Below are 17,116 nucleotides of genomic sequence, written 5' to 3'. Positions count from 1 at the left end.
CAGTAATGGCCAAGTTTTTTATTAATCGCCCGATATTTGCATGGGTTATCGCACTGCTGACAATGATGGCCGGTGCCATCGCTATGATACAGCTGCCTATAGCTCAGTATCCAACCATTGCTCCGCCTGCTGTCGAGATTCAGGTGAGCTACCCTGGTGCTAACGCTGAAACGGTGTCTAACACAGTTACCAAAGTGATCGAACAGAACATGACAGGTATCGATAACCTGCTTTACTTCTCTTCACAAAGCAACTTTGGTAATGCAAGTATCAGCCTGACTTTTGCGTCAGGAACAGATCCGGATATTGCTCAGGTTCAGGTTCAGAATAAGCTGTCACAGGCAACTCCACAACTACCTCAGGAAGTACAAGCTCAGGGCATTACTGTCAGTAAATCCAGCAGTTCGTTCCTGATGGTTGCGGCGCTTGTTGCGACCGATGACCGCTACACACAAACCGACTTAAGTGACTATATTGCCTCGAATATTCAGGACCCTATAGCCCGTACAACCGGCGTTGGCAATGTTCAGTTATTTGGTGCGCCTTATGCTATGCGTATTTGGGTCGACCCTTCTGCGTTAGTTAATTACGGCATGACCATGGCCGATATAAAAGACGCTATCCGAGCACAAAATGCTCAAGTTGCGGCGGGTGAATTAGGCGGAACCCCGGCTGTTGACGGCCAACGTCTTAATTCGACAATTATTGCCCAAACCAGAATGTCTGACGCAGATCAATTTGAAAACATCACCTTAAAGGTTTTACCTGACGGTTCTCAGGTGCGTCTAAAAGATGTTGCAGAGGTCGAAAAAGGTGCTGAAAACTACTCCATTAAAGCAAATTACAACGGAAAGCCTGCCACGGGTCTCGCTATAAACTTGCAGACTGGTGCTAACGCGTTAGAAACTGCCGATGCTGTTAAAGCCCGCATGGACGAACTTGAACAGTTTTTCCCGGATGGAATGGAATTAGTCACGGCTTATGACACTACACCCTTTATTAAGATTTCAATTTCAGAAGTTGCGCAGGTACTAATAGAGGCGATCATTCTGGTCTTCCTGTTAATGTTCGTTTTCCTGCAGAATTTACGGGCAACCCTAATTCCGACGCTGGCAATTCCAGTTGTTATTCTGGGCACTATGGGTGTCATGTCTTTGGCTGGCTTCTCAATTAACACCCTGACCATGTTCGGTATGGTACTTTCCATCGGTTTATTGGTTGATGATGCCATCGTCGTTGTTGAAAACGTTGAACGCTTAATGTCTGAAGAAGGTTTATCACCCAAACAGGCAACAATAAAATCGATGGGGCAAATTACCGGCGCACTGGTTGCCATCGGTGTGGTAATGGCAGCGGTATTCGCCCCCATGGCCTTCTTCCCGGGATCCACGGGTGCTGTTTACCGACAGTTCTCATTGACCATTATTACCTCTATGGGTCTATCGGTTCTTGTGGCGATAATTTTCTCACCGGCACTGTGCGCTACTTTACTTAAACCGGTTAAGCATGACAAAAACAGTGGCTGGGGACCGCTTGGATGGTTCAACCGTACCCTTGAGAAATGGACCGTCAAGTATACAAACTCCATTCATTCAATTTTACGCCGCACCATTCGCTTTGGCTTGCTGTATTTGGGTATTATTGGCGTGCTTGCCTACCTCTTTACTCAACTGCCATCATCTTTCTTACCAGACGAAGACCGTGGCGTATTTCTGACCCAAATGCAGTTACCGGTTGGTTCTACCATAGAACAATCGGTCAACACTATGGACAAAATTGAAGACTACTACCTGAACCAGGAAGATGCAGTGCAGTCCGTCTTCTCCGTTGTTGGGTTTAGTTTCTCAGGACGCAGTCAGGCTAACGGTATCGCTTTTGTTCGCTTAAAAGACTGGGATGAGCGTGACGAAAGCCAGAGCGTTGAAGCTGTTATTGGACGAGCTTTTGGTTTCTTTGCGACCATTAAAGAAGCCATGGTCTTTGCCTTTAACCTGCCACCAATTCCGGAACTCGGCGTTTCCAGCGGTTTTAACTTGTTCTTGCAAGACCGGGGGAACCTGGGTCATGCCGGTTTGCTCGAAGCCCGTAACCAATTACTGGGTATGGCCGGACAAAACGATAAACTGGTTCAGGTACGCCCGAACGGACTTGAAGACGCTCCACAGCTGAGAATTGATATCGATTTTGAAAAAGCTCAGGCACAGGGGCTAACTATCGCAAGTATCAACGACACCTTGAGCACTGCCTGGGGCTCATCCTATGTGAATGACTTTATTGACCGGGGAAGGGTCAAAAAAGTGTACCTTCAGGGCGAAGCTGAATCTCGTATGCTGCCGCAGGATATTAACGACTGGTACGTACGAAATAACCAGGGCGACATGGTGCCATTCAGCTCCTTCTCCAGTTGGGAATGGACTTATGGTCCACAGCGAGTGGAGAGCTATAACGGCGTTTCTGCAATGGAGATCCAGGGGCAAGCTGCTCCGGGCGTTAGCACCGGTGAGGCGATGCTTGAAATGGAGCGAATGATCGAGCAACTGCCGCCGGGAATAGGCTTTGAGTGGACAGGTATTTCACTGCAAGAACGTCAATCCGGTGATTTCGCCCCAATTCTTTATAGCGTATCCCTGATTGTCGTATTCCTTTTCCTTGCGGCGCTTTACGAGAGTTGGTCGATACCTTTCTCTGTCATGCTCGTTGTACCTTTGGGAATTTTAGGCGCTGTTATCGCCGTCATGCTGCGGGGTATTTCTAACGATGTCTATTTCCAGGTTGGTCTGCTAACCACTGTTGGTGTATCGGCACGGAACGCGATACTCATCGTGGAGTTTGCCAAAGACTTACAGGAACAGGGCAAGGAGCTGTTAGAAGCTACTCTTGAAGCCGTGCGTTTACGTCTGCGCCCTATTCTTATGACATCTCTGGCCTTCGTATTCGGTGTTATGCCTCTGGCACTAAGTGATGGTGCCGGTGCTGCAAGCCGTAATGCCATCGGAACCAGTGTTATCGGCGGTATGATAGGCGGTACTGTGCTGGCAATCTTCTTTGTTCCACTGTTCTTTTATGTGGTACGACGAATTTTCCCGCCCAAACAACCTGAAGAGTAACAGAAACAAAAAAACCGGAGTTTGAACTCCGGTTTTTTTTGGAAGCTGAAAGCTATTATTAAACAGCCTTTTTAAAGACCAACAACTTTTGACCTCTGTAACTCAATAAAAAGACCAACCCTTCCGCTAGCGGTTTGCCAATAAATGGTGTCAGCCCTATGTATCTAAACGCCTCTGTCAGCCCATAGTTAGCAGCGACCAGAACTACCGCTAAACATCCGTATTTTGTCGCATCCCACGCAATATGAGAACCTTGCTTGAATACCCACTGACGGTTTAAAGAAAAATTAAACACTCCGGAAATCACTCTGGCTAAAATAATCGACTCAAGCACTTGTCCTGAAAAAAAGTAAGCCGTAGCAAAAACCGAGTAATCAAGTCCGGCAGACAAAATACCAATACTGGCAAATTTTAAAAACTTTCGATAAATTTTTATGGAGTCGACAATGGGCCGATAATGACTGGTTTCATTGCCTTCCTCATAGACCGTGGTAATTTCCTGAGACTTTATCCGGTAACCATAACGTTTAGCGGATAAAAGCATCTCTAATTCAAACTCATAACCGCAGCTGTTGAAGTCAACAAGCTTTTCCAAAAAGCCGACAGGAACTCCCCGCAGTCCAGTTTGTGTGTCTTTAATATCCTGCCCTGTTACAAGCCTGAAAATAACACGGGTTAACTTATTACCCACTTTAGAACGCAAAGGAATGTCATTTTCATCAAAAGTTCGGCTACCCAGCCATAACTTATCCGGATACCCCTTTAGGCGTGTGCAAACAGCAAGTATGTCTTCAGCAAGATGTTGTCCGTCAGCGTCAGCAGTAACCGCTCCTGAACAACGTTCCTCTTGCTGCGACAAAATCCATCGAAAAGCGGTCCGTAATGCAGCACCTTTTCCCTGGTTTTCCTCATGCTCTAAAATGTGAATGCGGTGTCGGTTGGCAAGTTCCTGGAAAACGGATTTGGACTGACTACCATCATCAACAATGACAATTCCCAGAAAGTGGCTCCAGTCCGGGTCTTTCGCTGTGACCTCATCAACAAGCGTCAGCAAGTGATGGTCAGGGTCCAGCGCAGGAATAACTATATAAGGTTTTTTCATTCGAGCACTGGACCCTGTTTTTTAAGATTTTTTGTCCTGATCGTCTTTAACTTCGTATTCCCCGTCGATAACCGATCCGCCATCCTCTCGCCTATTCTCATAATGTTCTTGTTGTTTTTGATGTTGGCGTTGTTGTTCCTGGTAGTGCTCTTTGGCTTGTTTACGCATTCGCCAAACCTGTTTAATTGTGTGGCGCTGACGCCACATTACAGGAATTGCCAGCAGCAATAAAACTACCGCAATGACCATACCAAACGCCAGTCCAAGACCCACTAAAACCAGCAATAAAAAAAGGCCCAGCAAACGACTGAGCCAGTTACCGGAGGAACTTCCTCCGGTACGTGAACCTTGGTTGAAACGGACATAAACTTTATCTCGTTTATGAGTCATAACTGCTCCTAAAAAATGACTGCAAAGTTAAGACAACTTACGGCAGCGACCGTTCCTACAAGGTTATCTTAACGCTTATTTTCGCATATCTTCTGTTGCTTTACGCGCTGCCTCAAATTCATTTCCGGGTGCCCACTGAGGCCACTCGCGTGAATTTGCCAACTCGTTACCTATTGAGTAGAAGATAGACATATCCTGTTGAACACCGCGCAGGTCCCAATCTTCATTATACTCATCTGCTGGTTTGTGATAGGCGTCGCGATTAAAGATAGCACGTTGCTCTTCGGTCCATTCACGGCCTTTCTCGACGTGATCGTTTCCGCCTTTCGCATACAGCATAGGCACACCTCGTTTCGCCAAATTGAAATGATCTGAACGATAGAAAGAGCCAACTTCCGGAGTTGGTTCAGGTGCTACATAACGATCTTGGGCCTTTACGTAGCGTTTCAAGTAGTCTTCCATAGAAGAATTACCATAACCCACCACAACCATGTCTTTCATCGGGCCATAGACGTTCATAACGTCCATGTTAATACCACCAACCGCTTTGCCCAGCGGCAGCATGGGGTGAGTCGCGTACCAGTCAGAGCCCAATAAACCACTTTCTTCTGCACCTACAGCAGCAAAAACAATTGAGCGTTCAGGCTGAGGTCCTTTTGCAAACTGCTCTGCCATGGCCATTAGCGCGGCAGTACCTGAAGCATTATCCTGCGCTCCGTTATAGATAGGATCATCTTCACGGACAGGATCCGTTCCCAGGTGATCGTGGTGAGCCATATAAATAACGTGCTCTTCAGGATATTCAGAGCCCTCAATATAACCAATCACATTGTTGGTATCTAAATACTCAAATTTATTATTAACTGTTAATGACGCTTCAATATTCAATGGCTCTGGCTTAAACTCACCACTCAGCGCCAGCTCCCGCATTTGTTCCAGATCTTTACCGACGCTGGCAAAAAGTGCATTTGCGCTTTCCTCAGTTACCCAGCCTTCAATCGCCGAACGATCCATATTTTTGTTTTCACGTTTTAAGTCAAAACGCACTGGTGAGCCACCAGCCACAACGCCCCAACCGTAACCGGCAGGTCCTGTTTCGTGTATTACAAAGGCGGCTTCAGCCCCCTGCCGAGCAGCTTCCTCAAACTTATAAGTCCAACGGCCATAGTAGGTCATTGCGTTACCATTAAATAGCTCTGGGTCACCCGTTGCGTAGCCCGGGTCATTAACCAACATGACAACGGTCTTACCTTCAACGTCCAGTCCCTCATAGTCGTTCCAGTCATATTCAGGAGCAACAATACCGTATCCGACAAAAACAACATCGCTGTCTTCAACTTTCACTTCATCCACAACGCGAGGCGTCCAGGCCATCATCTCGGTGCGGTATTCCATAGACTCAGGAGCTGACTCACCACTGAAGTTTAAAGAAGTGACTTTGTACGGCATAAGCTTTACAAGTGGAACCGGCTGACGGTAGCTATCATTTTCTTCGTCATAAGGTTTCAGTCCCCATTCACGAAAGTGGCTTTCGATAAAACTCACCGTTTTTTCGCCGCCAGCAGATGCAGGAGCACGCCCTTCGAACTCATCAGAAGATAAGGTTTTCAAATAATCTCTGTAGTTAGGGTTAAAGGCTGAGTCCTGAATATCTGCAACAGCTTTATCGGTGTCATTATCTGACTGAGTGGCCGGTCCACAGGCTGCTAATACAGTCAAACTCAGCGCCCCCATTATGACGTACTTCATGGTCTCTCCTATTATTTACTTTTCGTTATTGTTATTTTCTTTTGCCGACTCGCAATTACCGTCCGGGCTTTTATTTAATTGATCACCCGTACGTATATCGTGCTCAGCAAAAAATCCCGCATTCACTTCAAGCACACTCCAGTAACGTTTACCCGGAGAATAGCTTCGACAGTTATTCGGATCGTTACTGCCACAAGGTCGCATCGTAAAAGTTTTTACAATACGACGATTTTTATCAAGGTATGCGATATCCAGTGGAATCAAAGTCTGGTACATCCAGAAACCGCTATAACCAGGCCTCTCCTGCCCATAACGAAACCACATGCCATTATATTTGCCCAGCGACTCCCGTTGCATCAATCCACGAGCATGCTGCTCTTGAGTATCGGCAAGCTCTACCGTTAAAGGTTGAGACAAGTCACCCAGGCAAACTTGAGTCGTATCAAATTCCTGAGGCTCAGGAACTTGCCACTGCTGCGCCTGAACGCAAAATGGCAGCATAAAAATTAAAGCGAAAAACACTCGGTAATTCATTCCATTACCCCTGTCATTATTCATTCCTTCGATTCTGTCCTATCCAACGGGAGATCGCAATTCAAACCTCAGCTGGAACACGACAATTGAGATACCTGTTCATTGGGCTTCGGGGGCCTGGCCCAGACACTGTCACTTAAAGCATCGTCAAACGGATTCATTAACGCCTGCGTATACTCTTCCAATAATGAATTATCACCAGCCTCTGACGCCTCTATTACACGCTGAGCATGATGGGTTCTGACAATAACCCAGGGGTTTACCTGCTTCATGACATCAATGTCAGTATAACCATTAATTGCTGATTGATACTCCTTCCACCAGCTTTCTCCACTTTGCTTAAGCAGTCCTTTCGGTGCGCCGGATTCAAGCGAATCAATTAAATCTCTGAACGAGAGCTGGTAATCCGCGTTATTGACTTCAAGCAAACTCAACCACCCCCCTATTAACGCCATTTTCTGTTCATCCGGAACAGCGGATAAGCCCAGCCGCTTGGTCATAAGATTAAGATACGCCTGGCGCAACTGAGTTTCATAATTATCAAGTGCGCTCTGTAACTCGTCAGGCTCTACCATGGTACTCAATGCCTGAGCCAGCCGCTTTAAATTCCATAACCCAATGCCCGGTTGCTGAAAGAATCCGTAGCGCCCGCCGGCATCGGTATGATTGAAAATCTTTTCAGGTTTATAATTATCTAAAAATGCATAAGGCCCAAAGTCAAAGGTTTCCCCGGCTATACTCATATTGTCGGTGTTCATTACGCCATGAATAAACCCATAGGCCTGCCATCCTGCTATCATCTCCGCGGTGCTTTTGACCACCTGAGCAAAGCCTTCAGCAACGCTGGCATCGGCTAACTGTGGCCAGACCGTTTCAATAGTGTCCTGCCACAGGCGTTTCATAGTATCTTCAAGGTTACGATGAAAACAGTGCTCAAAATGCCCGAAACGCACGTGAGTTGCCGCAGTGCGGGCCAAAATCGCGCCTGGCTCCAGACGTTCCCGCTGTATCTTTCCTTCAGTTGATACTAACGCCAGTGCCCGAGTTGTCGGCACGCCCAGTGTGTAAAAGGCCTCACTTGCCAATAACTCACGCACAGACGAGCGTAAAACAGCTCTGCCGTCCGCCCCTCTGCTGTATGGCGTTGGCCCTGCTCCTTTTACATGAATGTCCTGTAGCTTTTCACCAACAACAACCTGACCCAACAGTAACCCCCGGCCGTCTCCTAAATAAGGATTAAAATGGCCAAACTGATGCCCGGCATACTTCTGAGCCACAGGCTCTGAGCCCGGCCATGGCTCCAGACCGCCCAGCCACTCAGCAAGTTTAGCCGGCGGCTTATCCCCTGCTGATAGTTCAGCCCATAACGGTTCGTTCAACCACAATAAGTTAGCCTTACCATCCGGCTTAATCGGTTGACTTGTTGTTATTTCAGGGAACTTACGAGCATAACGGTTATCAAAAACTATTGGCATACATCCTCCTGCTCATTAGATTGTTACACAGTCAGCGAGGCTTGCATAATTCATAATAAATCAGCTAAGGTCGCAGCGTTCGACCAAAGGCAGCAAAGGAAGCCGGATGCAATTGCACTCATTACGACGTATTACCGCAATAGGTGGTGGTCATGGACTCGGTCGAGTTTTATCGACTCTGTCCTTTATGAAACATAAACTCGTAGGTATTGTCGCGACTACAGACAACGGCGGTGCTACTGGTTTATTGCGTGAATCGCAGCATTGCATTGCCTGGGGTGATATTCGCAACTGCTTGTCACAGCTTGTGGAGCAACCGCTCGCGGCCGAAGTGCTCAACTATCGCTTTGACTGCACTTCCTCTCTTCATGGCCATAATTTCGGCAATTTGCTGCTTTATACACTGGACCAACTCAGTGCCCGCCCGTTAGACGGTATTCAGCTTTTAAGTCGTCTATTGAATATCGACAACCGAATTTTACCGATGTCGGAATGCCCGACAGATCTTATAGCAACAACGGCGGACGGCATTCAGTGCCATGGCGAAATTCGTATTGATAAGCTTCCTGCCATGCCTCGAAAGCTGTCTCTATCAGGCACAGTTAAAGCCACTCCTGAAGCCATTCGCCATATACAGAATAGCCAGTTAATATTGCTGGGACCGGGCAGCTTTATGACGTCGGTTATGCCTCCGCTATTGGTTTCTGGTATACGCGACGCGCTGCTGACAACAAATGCGAAAGTCGTCTTTATTGATAACCTGGCTGATGAGAGCGGACCGGCTGGCGCAATGACTCTAGCCGATAAAGTTTCATTTATTGAAAAACAGCTCGGTCAGCAAATTATCGATTTAGCACTAAGCAATAAAGAAGAGAAAGACCTGAAGTTACCGGTTATTGGCGGCCTGGAAAGTGATAAAGATGTCCATTACCGCCATAACACCAGCAATTTATTGGCTAAGCTGCAAGAGGCCAGCAAGCAGCTGTTAACAGAAAGTGCTTAACCGCCGTCAGCTGAAATCCGCGAAGCCACCGCTCCATGCTGATCTTTATATTTAGCATCGTCTCGTTTGTTATAAGGTCTTGCACAGGGACTGCTCAATTTCTCAAAGCTGATGGCACCAATTTTCATACCGGCTCTCAGAGCCAGAGGTAACTTTCCACTATTGTAAAATTCCAGCACTATTTGCCCTGACCAACCCGGGTCAATACGATGCGCCGTTACGTGAACCATTAAACCTAAGCGTGCTAACGACGAACGTCCGTCCAGCCAGCCAACCATATCAGCCGGCAACGTAATTGATTCATGCGTTACGGCCAGGGCAAACTCGCCCGGGTGAATGAAGAAAGCCTGATCATCTTTTAGCACAATTTCATCACTCATGACTTCGCGAATCGCCGCTTCAATGGCTTCACGCGAGCCACTGATATCGATAAAAGGTGCGGCATGATCCTGCAATACACGAAAATCGTTGCCTAAATGAATATCCAGTGTCACGCCTGAAATATTACTGGCTTGGGGTGCAGGTTCGACACCTATAATTCCGTCTTTCAAATGTTGTTCTATTTCAGTGTCGTTTAGGCGCATGGTTGATCTATCTCCGTGTTGTCGTTTAAGACCTTAAGGCCAGTACTATAACGAATTTTCCTGTTGATAATAGAGGTTTGCCGCAACTTGTTGTGCAGAATTAAAAATTAACTGACTTAACGGGTGTTGTGGCTGTGCTATTAACAAGGGTGTATCACCATCAAGACTTTCTCTTAGCTCACTATTTAAAGGCCACTGGCCGAGTAGCGGCAAGTGATGCTCTGTTGCCATGTCCGCTCCCCCATTTTTGCCAAAAACCGGATCTTCATGCCCGCAGGCCGGACATTGGTAATAGCTCATGTTTTCCAATATACCCACTAATGGAATATTCAGTTTTTTAAACATGGCCACACCTTTTTCTGCGTCTTTCAACGCTACCGTTTGCGGTGTTGTCACCACAACCGCCCCGGTAACCGGCAGCTTCTGAGCCATGGTCAGCTGAATATCGCCAGTGCCGGGTGGCATATCGACAATAAGATAGTCCAATGCCGGCCAGGCAGTATCTTTGTAGAGTTGCTGCAACGCACCACTGGCCATTGGTCCGCGCCAAATTGTCGCGTCTTTATCATCGACTAAGTAACCCAGCGAATGCACATGCAGGCCGTGTCGTTGCAGTGGCTGCATTTTATTGTTTTTTGTTAGCTCCATATCGCCGTGCCTTCCACCTAACATGGTAGGAATCGAAGGGCCATAAATGTCGGCATCAAGCAGGCCAACACTAGCACCAAGCTCAGATAAGGCCAAAGCCAGGTTAACACTTACCGATGACTTACCAACGCCGCCCTTACCGGAAGAGACGACAATGACATTTCCAGTCGTTAGCGGTAACTCTGGTTGAGAATTTTTCAGCTTTTTGATGTGACAGTTAAGTTGCCATTCAAACTCCCCCAACTCGGCGTCATTCTGAATGGCCTGAAGTAAACTCTCGCCGGCAACAAAAGGTAAGTTCAGGACCCGCTCTTTACCTGAACCGGTCACCCAGTTCTCAGGAATACCATTCGGCAATAAGGGGTGAGTAAAATCTGTCATCATCAACCTCAAGGATCTGTGTATCAGGCAAGAGCTATGCTAACATGAGCGGCATAAAACTTTGGGTTTAGATTCGATTAATCAACGAAACGGAAGCAGATTTTCGCATGAGCCAATCCGCACGTAAAATACTGGTTACTAACGCACTACCATACGCTAACGGACCTATCCATATTGGTCACATGTTAGGTTATATTCAGGCCGATATCTGGGTACGCTTTCAAAAGCTACGCGGTAACGAGTGCCACTTTGTTTGTGCAGACGATGCACACGGCACCCCAATAATGCTGAAAGCTCAGCAGCTTGGAATAACGCCGGAGCAAATGATTGGCGACATGCAACGCTCACATGAATCGGACTTTAGCGACTTTTTGGTCGGCTTCGATCACTATTACAGCACACACAGTGATGAGAACCGTGAGCTGGCTGAAACCATTTATACGCGCCTTGATAAAGCCGGTCATATCAAAACAGAAGTCATTGAACAGCTGTATGACCCGCAAAAAGAAATGTTTCTTCCCGATCGTTTCGTTAAAGGCGAATGTCCCGACTGTGGTGCCGAAGACCAATACGGAGACAACTGTGATGTCTGCGGAGCAACTTATGCGCCGACCGACCTGAAGAATCCAAAGTCAGTCGTCTCTGGTGCTGAGCCGCAATTGCGTGAATCAGAACACTACTTTTTTGACCTTCCGGCATTTGGTGACATGTTAAAAAGCTGGACCCGTTCAGGCTCACTGCAAAATGAAATGGCGAACAAGCTGAACGAGTGGTTCGAGCAAGGTTTACAGCGCTGGGATATTTCCCGCGATGCCCCCTACTTCGGTTTCAAAATCCCTGGCACAGAAAACAAATACTTCTACGTCTGGCTAGACGCTCCAATAGGTTACATGAGCAGCTTTAAAAACTACTGCACAACCACAGGCAAAGCCGACTGGGATACCTATTGGCAAGCTGACAGTGAAGCAGAGCTTTATCATTTTATTGGTAAAGATATTATCTACTTCCACAGCTTATTCTGGCCTGCCATGCTTAAAGGCGCAAACTTCCGCCAGCCAACCAATGTGTGGGCGCATGGTTTTATCACAGTTAACGGCACTAAGATGTCCAAGTCTAAGGGCACTTTTATTAAGGCTCGTACTTACCTCGAACATCTTGATCCGGAATATCTGCGTTATTACTTCGCAGCAAAATTAACCAGTCGTATTGATGATTTGGATTTAAACCTGACGGATTTCACTCAACGAGTGAACTCTGATCTCGTCGGTAAAGTCATTAATATCGCCAGCCGCTGCGCCGGTTTCATTCAGAAAAAATTTGACGGAAAGTTGTCTGCCAATATTGCTGACTCAACACTGCTAAAAGATTTTCAGATCGCCGGTGATGATATTGCTGTCCTTTACGAAAAACGCGAATTTTCCCGTGCTATGCGCGACATTATGGCATTAGCGGATCGTGCCAATCAGTATATTGCTGATAAAGAACCCTGGCAGTTAATTAAACAGGAAGGCAGCGAGCAGGAAGTTCATGAAATCTGCTCTTTAGGGATCAACTTGTTCCGCGTGTTAATGGTTTACCTTGCGCCGGTAGTTCCTAAGTTGACTGAAGAAGTACAACACTTTTTAAACGATACTTTTACCTGGGAAAGTCACAAAACAGCTTTGACCGACCATCCTATTAATAAATTTAAAGCGCTCATGCAGCGTGTTGAAATGGACGACGTAAACGCCATGATTGAAGCATCAAAAGAAGAGCAAGCATCGCAAGCGCCAGTGACTGAAGTTAATGATGAGCTCAAAAAAGAGCCAATTGCTGATGAAATTAACTTTGATGATTTTGCTAAAGTTGACTTAAGGGTTGCTCTTATTGCCAATGCTGAGCACGTTGAAGGTGCTGATAAACTATTGAAACTGACGCTGGATCTGGGTGGTGAAACTCGACAGGTTTTCGCCGGTATTAAATCAGCTTACGAGCCAGAAGCTCTGAAAGGCCAACTGACTGTTATGGTCGCCAATCTGGCTCCCCGTAAAATGCGCTTTGGTCTATCCGAAGGCATGGTGCTTGCAGCTGGTCCGGGTAAAGATGAAATCTATATTCTGAACCCGCATGATGGCGCAAAACCAGGCATGAGAGTTATGTAATAACCAGGCTGTCAATCCATTGAAATAATACGACAGCCTACAAGAGAGTCTCCGCTGTTGTCGTCCAGTCGCTGGCTGCGAACGACTTCAGCGTTGATTTTTAAAGGCGCAACTGGGCCCGAAGACGAAATTTCAACAAAGACTTTATCGCCAACCTCGAGATTAGCCGACAGCTGAAGTGACAACCCCTCTGCACTCAAATCAAGACAAACGCCTTCGAGTACTTTTTTATTCTCACCCTCTGCCAAAGTAACTTTCGCATCCGCATTGACAGCCATCCGCATAAAATTCCGGTTTTCCTGCGATTCCAGCATGTTGCCCTCAACTTTGTTTAAAAAGTGTAAATCTTACTTCAGTTTTAGCACGGTCTGGCCGATAAAAAAATAGTATCGGATAACAAGGAACCGTCATCATGGTAGAAGCAAAATTTTCAATTGGTCAACTCATCACCCACAGTCTTTATGGTTATCGTGGTGTGATCATTGATGCTGACCCCTGCTTCACATTATCTGACAGTTGGTATGACAAAATGGCGACCTCTAAACCGGCAAAAAATCAGCCTTGGTACCATATTCTAGTGAACAACTCGTCAATCCAAACCTATGTCAGTGAAAGCAGTCTGGAAGCTGACTTTTCAGAACAAGAAATTCAGCACCCTATGGTGGACCTTTTATTTTCCGGGAAATCTGCCAGCCAATATAAGTTGTCTGAAAATCTTAACTAAATTTGCCGATGCCCACTGCTATAGTTACCATAGACTAAAATAGCGTAATAAGGGCAAGGTAATGGCAGAAGAGACAATTTTTACGAAAATTATTAACCGTGAAATTCCTGCGGATATTATCTACGAAGACGATCAGGCGCTTGCGTTTAAAGACATCAACCCGCAAGCACCTTTCCACTGTTTAATAATTCCTAAAACCCCTATTGCTACAGCTAACGACATTAATGAAGACAACGCCGCATTAGTGGGACACCTTTATGTTGTAGCCGCTAAGTTGGCTGCTGAGCATGGTTTTGCAGAAGATGGGTATCGGCTTGTAATGAACTGTAACGAATACGGCGGCCAAACCGTATACCACATTCACCTGCACGTTTTAGCAGGAAAGCAAATGGGCTGGCCACCTTATACCGATAAAAAGAAGCAGGGCTAAGCCGTTATGGGCGGTATCTGGCGTCGAGGATTTTATCGACAACCCAGCTGCCGTCCTGTTGAATCAGAACCACATCGCGGCTGTCTTTAATATTATCGCCTTCGTAAGTTCCTTCAAAAATAACCGTTGCTCGTAGCTCATTTGAATCGTTCAAATAATCGGTAAGCGAATCACTGACAACTTCAATTTCAACGGTATCGAAATAACGTCCAAGCACATAACGCTGAACCTGACTGACAGCTCCGTAATGCGTAATTAGGTCAGCCAGTCGGTTCGACGAAAGCTTTTTCGCCTGTTCCAGGTCTTCCTGTTCGTACACCGCCTTATAAAATCCGCTGATCACTTCAGCAGGTTTCGCAGATGTATAGTCGTCGGGCTGTTCGTCACCGCCACAAGCGGAGATAACGGTTACGACCAGAGCTAAAAAAGCTACTCGTAATAGTGTCATGATACTCTATTCTCCTTTTGCCACGCCTTCACGGCGCGGATCAGCGCCACCCACCAAAGTGCCGTCTGAATTAATAGTAATTCCATGTAAACCGCTGTTTAAGTCGATTACCCTGACATCATGCTTTCGCTTCTCTAAAGCCGCTTTGAGTTCGCTGATATCCCGTCCTTTCTCCAGAGAGGTGTAGTCATTACGGTTGGTTACATGACCAAGGTTAATCGCTTCCTGCACGTTAAGGTTCCAGTCCAGCATACCCACTAACGTTTGAGTAACGTAGTTAATAATTCTGCTTCCACCGGGCGAGCCAATAGCATGTATAAGCTGCTGCCCTTCTTTATCAAGAACCACAGTCGGCGCCATTGAGCTACGAGGCCGCTTGCCAGGTTCCACACGGTTCGCAAACTTCTCTTTACCGTCACCCGGCGCCAGAGAAAAGTCCGTTAATTGATTATTGAGCAGAAAGCCACCAGCCATAACAGTGGAACCGAATCCCATTTCAATACTGGTGGTCATGGAAACCACGTTACCTTCAGCATCGACAATAGAAATGTGGCTGGTATTAGGCAGCTCGTAGGCAATATCTTGCTCGTACGCGGGCTGCAGTTGAACACCCGGCTTGGCTTTCCCCATATCGTCTTTCTTTATGGTTTCTGCCCGGCTCGATAAATAAGCTTTATCCAACATAGCCTCGATCGGAATCTCAACAAAATCAGGATCAGCTATCCACTGGTTTCTGTCGGCATAAGCTAAACGCGATGCCTGAGTGAACCAATGCACAAATTCTTCAGAATTTGGTTTCAGTTTACCTAGCTCAAAATTCTCCAATACGCCCAATGTCTGCAGCGTTGTTATTCCTCCCGAGCTAGGCGGCCCCATACCGCAAACCTGATATTCACGGTAATCATTACATACCGGTTCGCGCAGTTTTGCGCTGTATTGACTCAGGTCTTCAAGGCTCAACACACCAGGTTCAATAGCACTGTTCTGCACGGCCTTAACAATTTTCTCGGCTAATTTTCCCTCATAGAAGGCATCAGCCCCCTGCTCAGCAATCAAACTAAGGCTCTTTGCATACTCAGGATTTTTCAGTGTGTCTCCAGCTTTTAAGGCGTTACCATTAGGGAAGAAGTAGCTGCTGGCCGCCGGCATTTTCTTAACACCGGGGTTAATCTCCATTTCCACTAACTTAGCGAGCCTTGGCGACACTTCAAACCCCGCTTCTGCCAACTCAACGGTTTCACTAAAGAGTGAAGACCAGTCTGACTTACCCCAGCGTTCATGAGCCAGCTCCAGTCCGCGAAGAACACCGGGAGTCCCTACTGAGCGACCGCCAACGACAGCCTCTATCCATTTGGGTGGATTACCCTTGTCGTCCAGGAAGAGTTCCTCTGTAGCAGCCTGAGGTGCAGTCTCACGCGCATCAATGGTATAAAGCTTGTTTTCGTTGTTATCCCAATAGAGAATAAAAGCGCCGCCACCAATACCTGAAGACTGAGGCTCAACTAATCCCAGCATTGACTGAACTGCTACAGCCGCATCCACGGCAGAGCCGCCTTTTTCTAATACATGATACCCGGCTTCAACTGCATGTTTATTTGCGGCAGCAACCATGTACTTATTGGCGGTCGCAGCGGTTTTCTCGGAAAAACCAGTAGCCGCTTCCGGTTCACGGACTTCTTGTTCAGTACCAGGGCTACAGGCAGATAAAACACCGGCGGCTATTAAACCAGGGAGCCAGAACTTCATAAGGCCTCATTCATATTAGGAACAATTTGCCCTATCATACGAACCAGAAACCAATGACGCAACGAAAAGGAAAGTAAATGGAGAGGTTTAACCAATATTGGGCAGGGCTCATTCTGGTTCTGCTACTATCGGTTTTTCTGCAATTGATGCCTCACTGGCATGCGACACTGAGCTTTAACTCAAGTACTGTCATGTCCGAGGGTTGGCCACTCATTACGACCCATTTTATTCATCTTGACTGGTGGCATGCCTTATTCAATTTTATTGGCTTAACACTTATTGTTCTAATTTGGCGGGAATACTGGACCACCCGCTGGTTAATTAATGCGTTATTGCTCAGTGGCACTGCAACTGCTGTATTGCTCTGGCTGGCTCCATTGAACCTTAGCTTTGTTGGTTTATCAGGAGTACTCCATGGCTTACTGGCTTACTGTTTAATAAAGGACATTCGTTCGGGTAAGAAATGGATGTGGCTTATATTGATAGCACTGGTTGCCAAAGTCATTGCTGAACTCCTGGGCTGGCGACCTACCCATTTCGTCGGAGAGCACGTTAGCTATATTCACGCAGCGGGTTTAGTGAGTTCTTTATTGCTGTACAAACTAGAACGGCGCCGCATTAGCGACGCCGTTAGTCGGGATGAGTAAAACCAAC

16 protein-coding genes are annotated in these 17,116 nt (G+C 46.7%); 6 read left to right on the top strand and 10 right to left on the bottom strand.

Annotated features, from left to right (window positions below; all coding sequences use genetic code 11):
• The first annotated feature begins 5 nt into the window (after window positions 1-5).
• Entirely contained in the window at window positions 6-3,107 is a 3,102-nt protein-coding gene (locus tag VBY75_RS02155) for an efflux RND transporter permease subunit (RefSeq protein WP_199493723.1), read from the top strand.
• A gap of 58 nt (window positions 3,108-3,165) precedes the next feature.
• Here VBY75_RS02155 and VBY75_RS02150 read toward each other — a convergent pair whose 3' ends face one another.
• The 5 genes from VBY75_RS02150 to VBY75_RS02130 all read right to left on the bottom strand — a co-directional run bounded on the left by VBY75_RS02150 (window position 3,166) and on the right by VBY75_RS02130 (window position 8,357).
• Complete coding sequence (locus VBY75_RS02150; RefSeq protein ID WP_222235404.1) at window positions 3,166-4,209, bottom strand: bifunctional glycosyltransferase family 2/GtrA family protein; 1,044 nt, start codon at window positions 4,207-4,209, stop codon at window positions 3,166-3,168.
• A 21-nt stretch (window positions 4,210-4,230) separates the two neighbouring features.
• Window positions 4,231-4,599, bottom strand: a complete 369-nt coding sequence (locus VBY75_RS02145; RefSeq protein WP_054487928.1) for a hypothetical protein — start codon at window positions 4,597-4,599, stop codon at window positions 4,231-4,233.
• 75 nt (window positions 4,600-4,674) lie between these two features.
• Window positions 4,675-6,348 (bottom strand): M28 family metallopeptidase, encoded by a 1,674-nt coding sequence (locus VBY75_RS02140; RefSeq protein ID WP_271331335.1) that lies wholly within the window; start codon window positions 6,346-6,348, stop codon window positions 4,675-4,677.
• 15 nt (window positions 6,349-6,363) lie between these two features.
• Entirely contained in the window at window positions 6,364-6,882 is a 519-nt protein-coding gene (locus tag VBY75_RS02135) for a DUF192 domain-containing protein (RefSeq protein WP_199493720.1), read from the bottom strand.
• A 68-nt stretch (window positions 6,883-6,950) separates the two neighbouring features.
• On the bottom strand, window positions 6,951-8,357 hold the full coding sequence (locus VBY75_RS02130) for a protein adenylyltransferase SelO (RefSeq protein WP_416510806.1): 1,407 nt from the start codon (window positions 8,355-8,357) through the stop codon (window positions 6,951-6,953).
• A gap of 106 nt (window positions 8,358-8,463) precedes the next feature.
• On the opposite strand from VBY75_RS02130, the gene VBY75_RS02125 reads away from it, so the two are divergent.
• The gene (locus VBY75_RS02125) at window positions 8,464-9,360 is read left to right on the top strand and encodes a gluconeogenesis factor YvcK family protein (RefSeq protein ID WP_287816839.1); all 897 of its coding nucleotides are present in this window, start codon (window positions 8,464-8,466) and stop codon (window positions 9,358-9,360) included.
• Here VBY75_RS02125 and dcd read toward each other — a convergent pair.
• Together dcd and apbC are read right to left on the bottom strand one after the other, a co-directional pair.
• On the bottom strand, window positions 9,357-9,944 hold the full coding sequence (gene dcd, locus VBY75_RS02120; protein WP_054487937.1) for a dCTP deaminase: 588 nt from the start codon (window positions 9,942-9,944) through the stop codon (window positions 9,357-9,359). The two genes, VBY75_RS02125 and dcd, sit on opposite strands and share 4 nt — an antisense overlap.
• Before the next feature lie 45 nt (window positions 9,945-9,989).
• Entirely contained in the window at window positions 9,990-10,976 is a 987-nt protein-coding gene (apbC, locus tag VBY75_RS02115; RefSeq protein ID WP_224797362.1) for an iron-sulfur cluster carrier protein ApbC, read from the bottom strand.
• 104 nt (window positions 10,977-11,080) lie between these two features.
• Here apbC and metG point away from each other — a divergent pair, with 104 nt between their 5' ends.
• Window positions 11,081-13,114 carry a methionine--tRNA ligase gene (gene metG, locus VBY75_RS02110; RefSeq protein ID WP_416510803.1) on the top strand — a complete coding sequence of 678 codons (2,034 nt, stop codon included), beginning with the start codon at window positions 11,081-11,083 and terminating at the stop codon, window positions 13,112-13,114.
• 11 nt (window positions 13,115-13,125) lie between these two features.
• Here metG and VBY75_RS02105 read toward each other — a convergent pair whose 3' ends face one another.
• Complete coding sequence (locus VBY75_RS02105; protein ID WP_222235407.1) at window positions 13,126-13,428, bottom strand: PilZ domain-containing protein; 303 nt, start codon at window positions 13,426-13,428, stop codon at window positions 13,126-13,128.
• Window positions 13,429-13,526: 98 nt separating this feature from the next.
• On the opposite strand from VBY75_RS02105, the gene hspQ reads away from it, so the two are divergent.
• Both hspQ and VBY75_RS02095 read left to right on the top strand, forming a co-directional pair.
• Entirely contained in the window at window positions 13,527-13,838 is a 312-nt protein-coding gene (hspQ, locus tag VBY75_RS02100; RefSeq protein WP_199493755.1) for a heat shock protein HspQ, read from the top strand.
• Between the two features lie 61 nt (window positions 13,839-13,899).
• Window positions 13,900-14,268: a histidine triad nucleotide-binding protein gene (locus tag VBY75_RS02095; protein ID WP_271331331.1), complete on the top strand. Its 369-nt coding sequence runs from the start codon at window positions 13,900-13,902 to the stop codon at window positions 14,266-14,268.
• 4 nt (window positions 14,269-14,272) lie between these two features.
• On the opposite strand, the gene VBY75_RS02090 is transcribed toward VBY75_RS02095, so the two are convergent.
• Both VBY75_RS02090 and ggt read right to left on the bottom strand, forming a co-directional pair.
• Window positions 14,273-14,716 carry a hypothetical protein gene (locus tag VBY75_RS02090; protein WP_278354659.1) on the bottom strand — a complete coding sequence of 148 codons (444 nt, stop codon included), beginning with the start codon at window positions 14,714-14,716 and terminating at the stop codon, window positions 14,273-14,275.
• Between the two features lie 6 nt (window positions 14,717-14,722).
• Window positions 14,723-16,462 (bottom strand): gamma-glutamyltransferase, encoded by a 1,740-nt coding sequence (gene ggt, locus VBY75_RS02085; protein WP_416510800.1) that lies wholly within the window; start codon window positions 16,460-16,462, stop codon window positions 14,723-14,725.
• A gap of 77 nt (window positions 16,463-16,539) precedes the next feature.
• Here ggt and rrtA point away from each other — a divergent pair, with 77 nt between their 5' ends.
• The gene (rrtA, locus tag VBY75_RS02080) at window positions 16,540-17,109 is read left to right on the top strand and encodes a rhombosortase (RefSeq protein ID WP_054487955.1); all 570 of its coding nucleotides are present in this window, start codon (window positions 16,540-16,542) and stop codon (window positions 17,107-17,109) included.
• Window positions 17,110-17,116 lie beyond the last annotated feature (7 nt).

It is taken from the genome of Idiomarina sp. HB (assembly GCF_048059115.1).
GTDB classification, from domain to species: Bacteria; Pseudomonadota; Gammaproteobacteria; order Enterobacterales; family Alteromonadaceae; genus Idiomarina; species Idiomarina abyssalis.
This window is presented reverse-complemented; position numbering and strand designations above follow the sequence as displayed.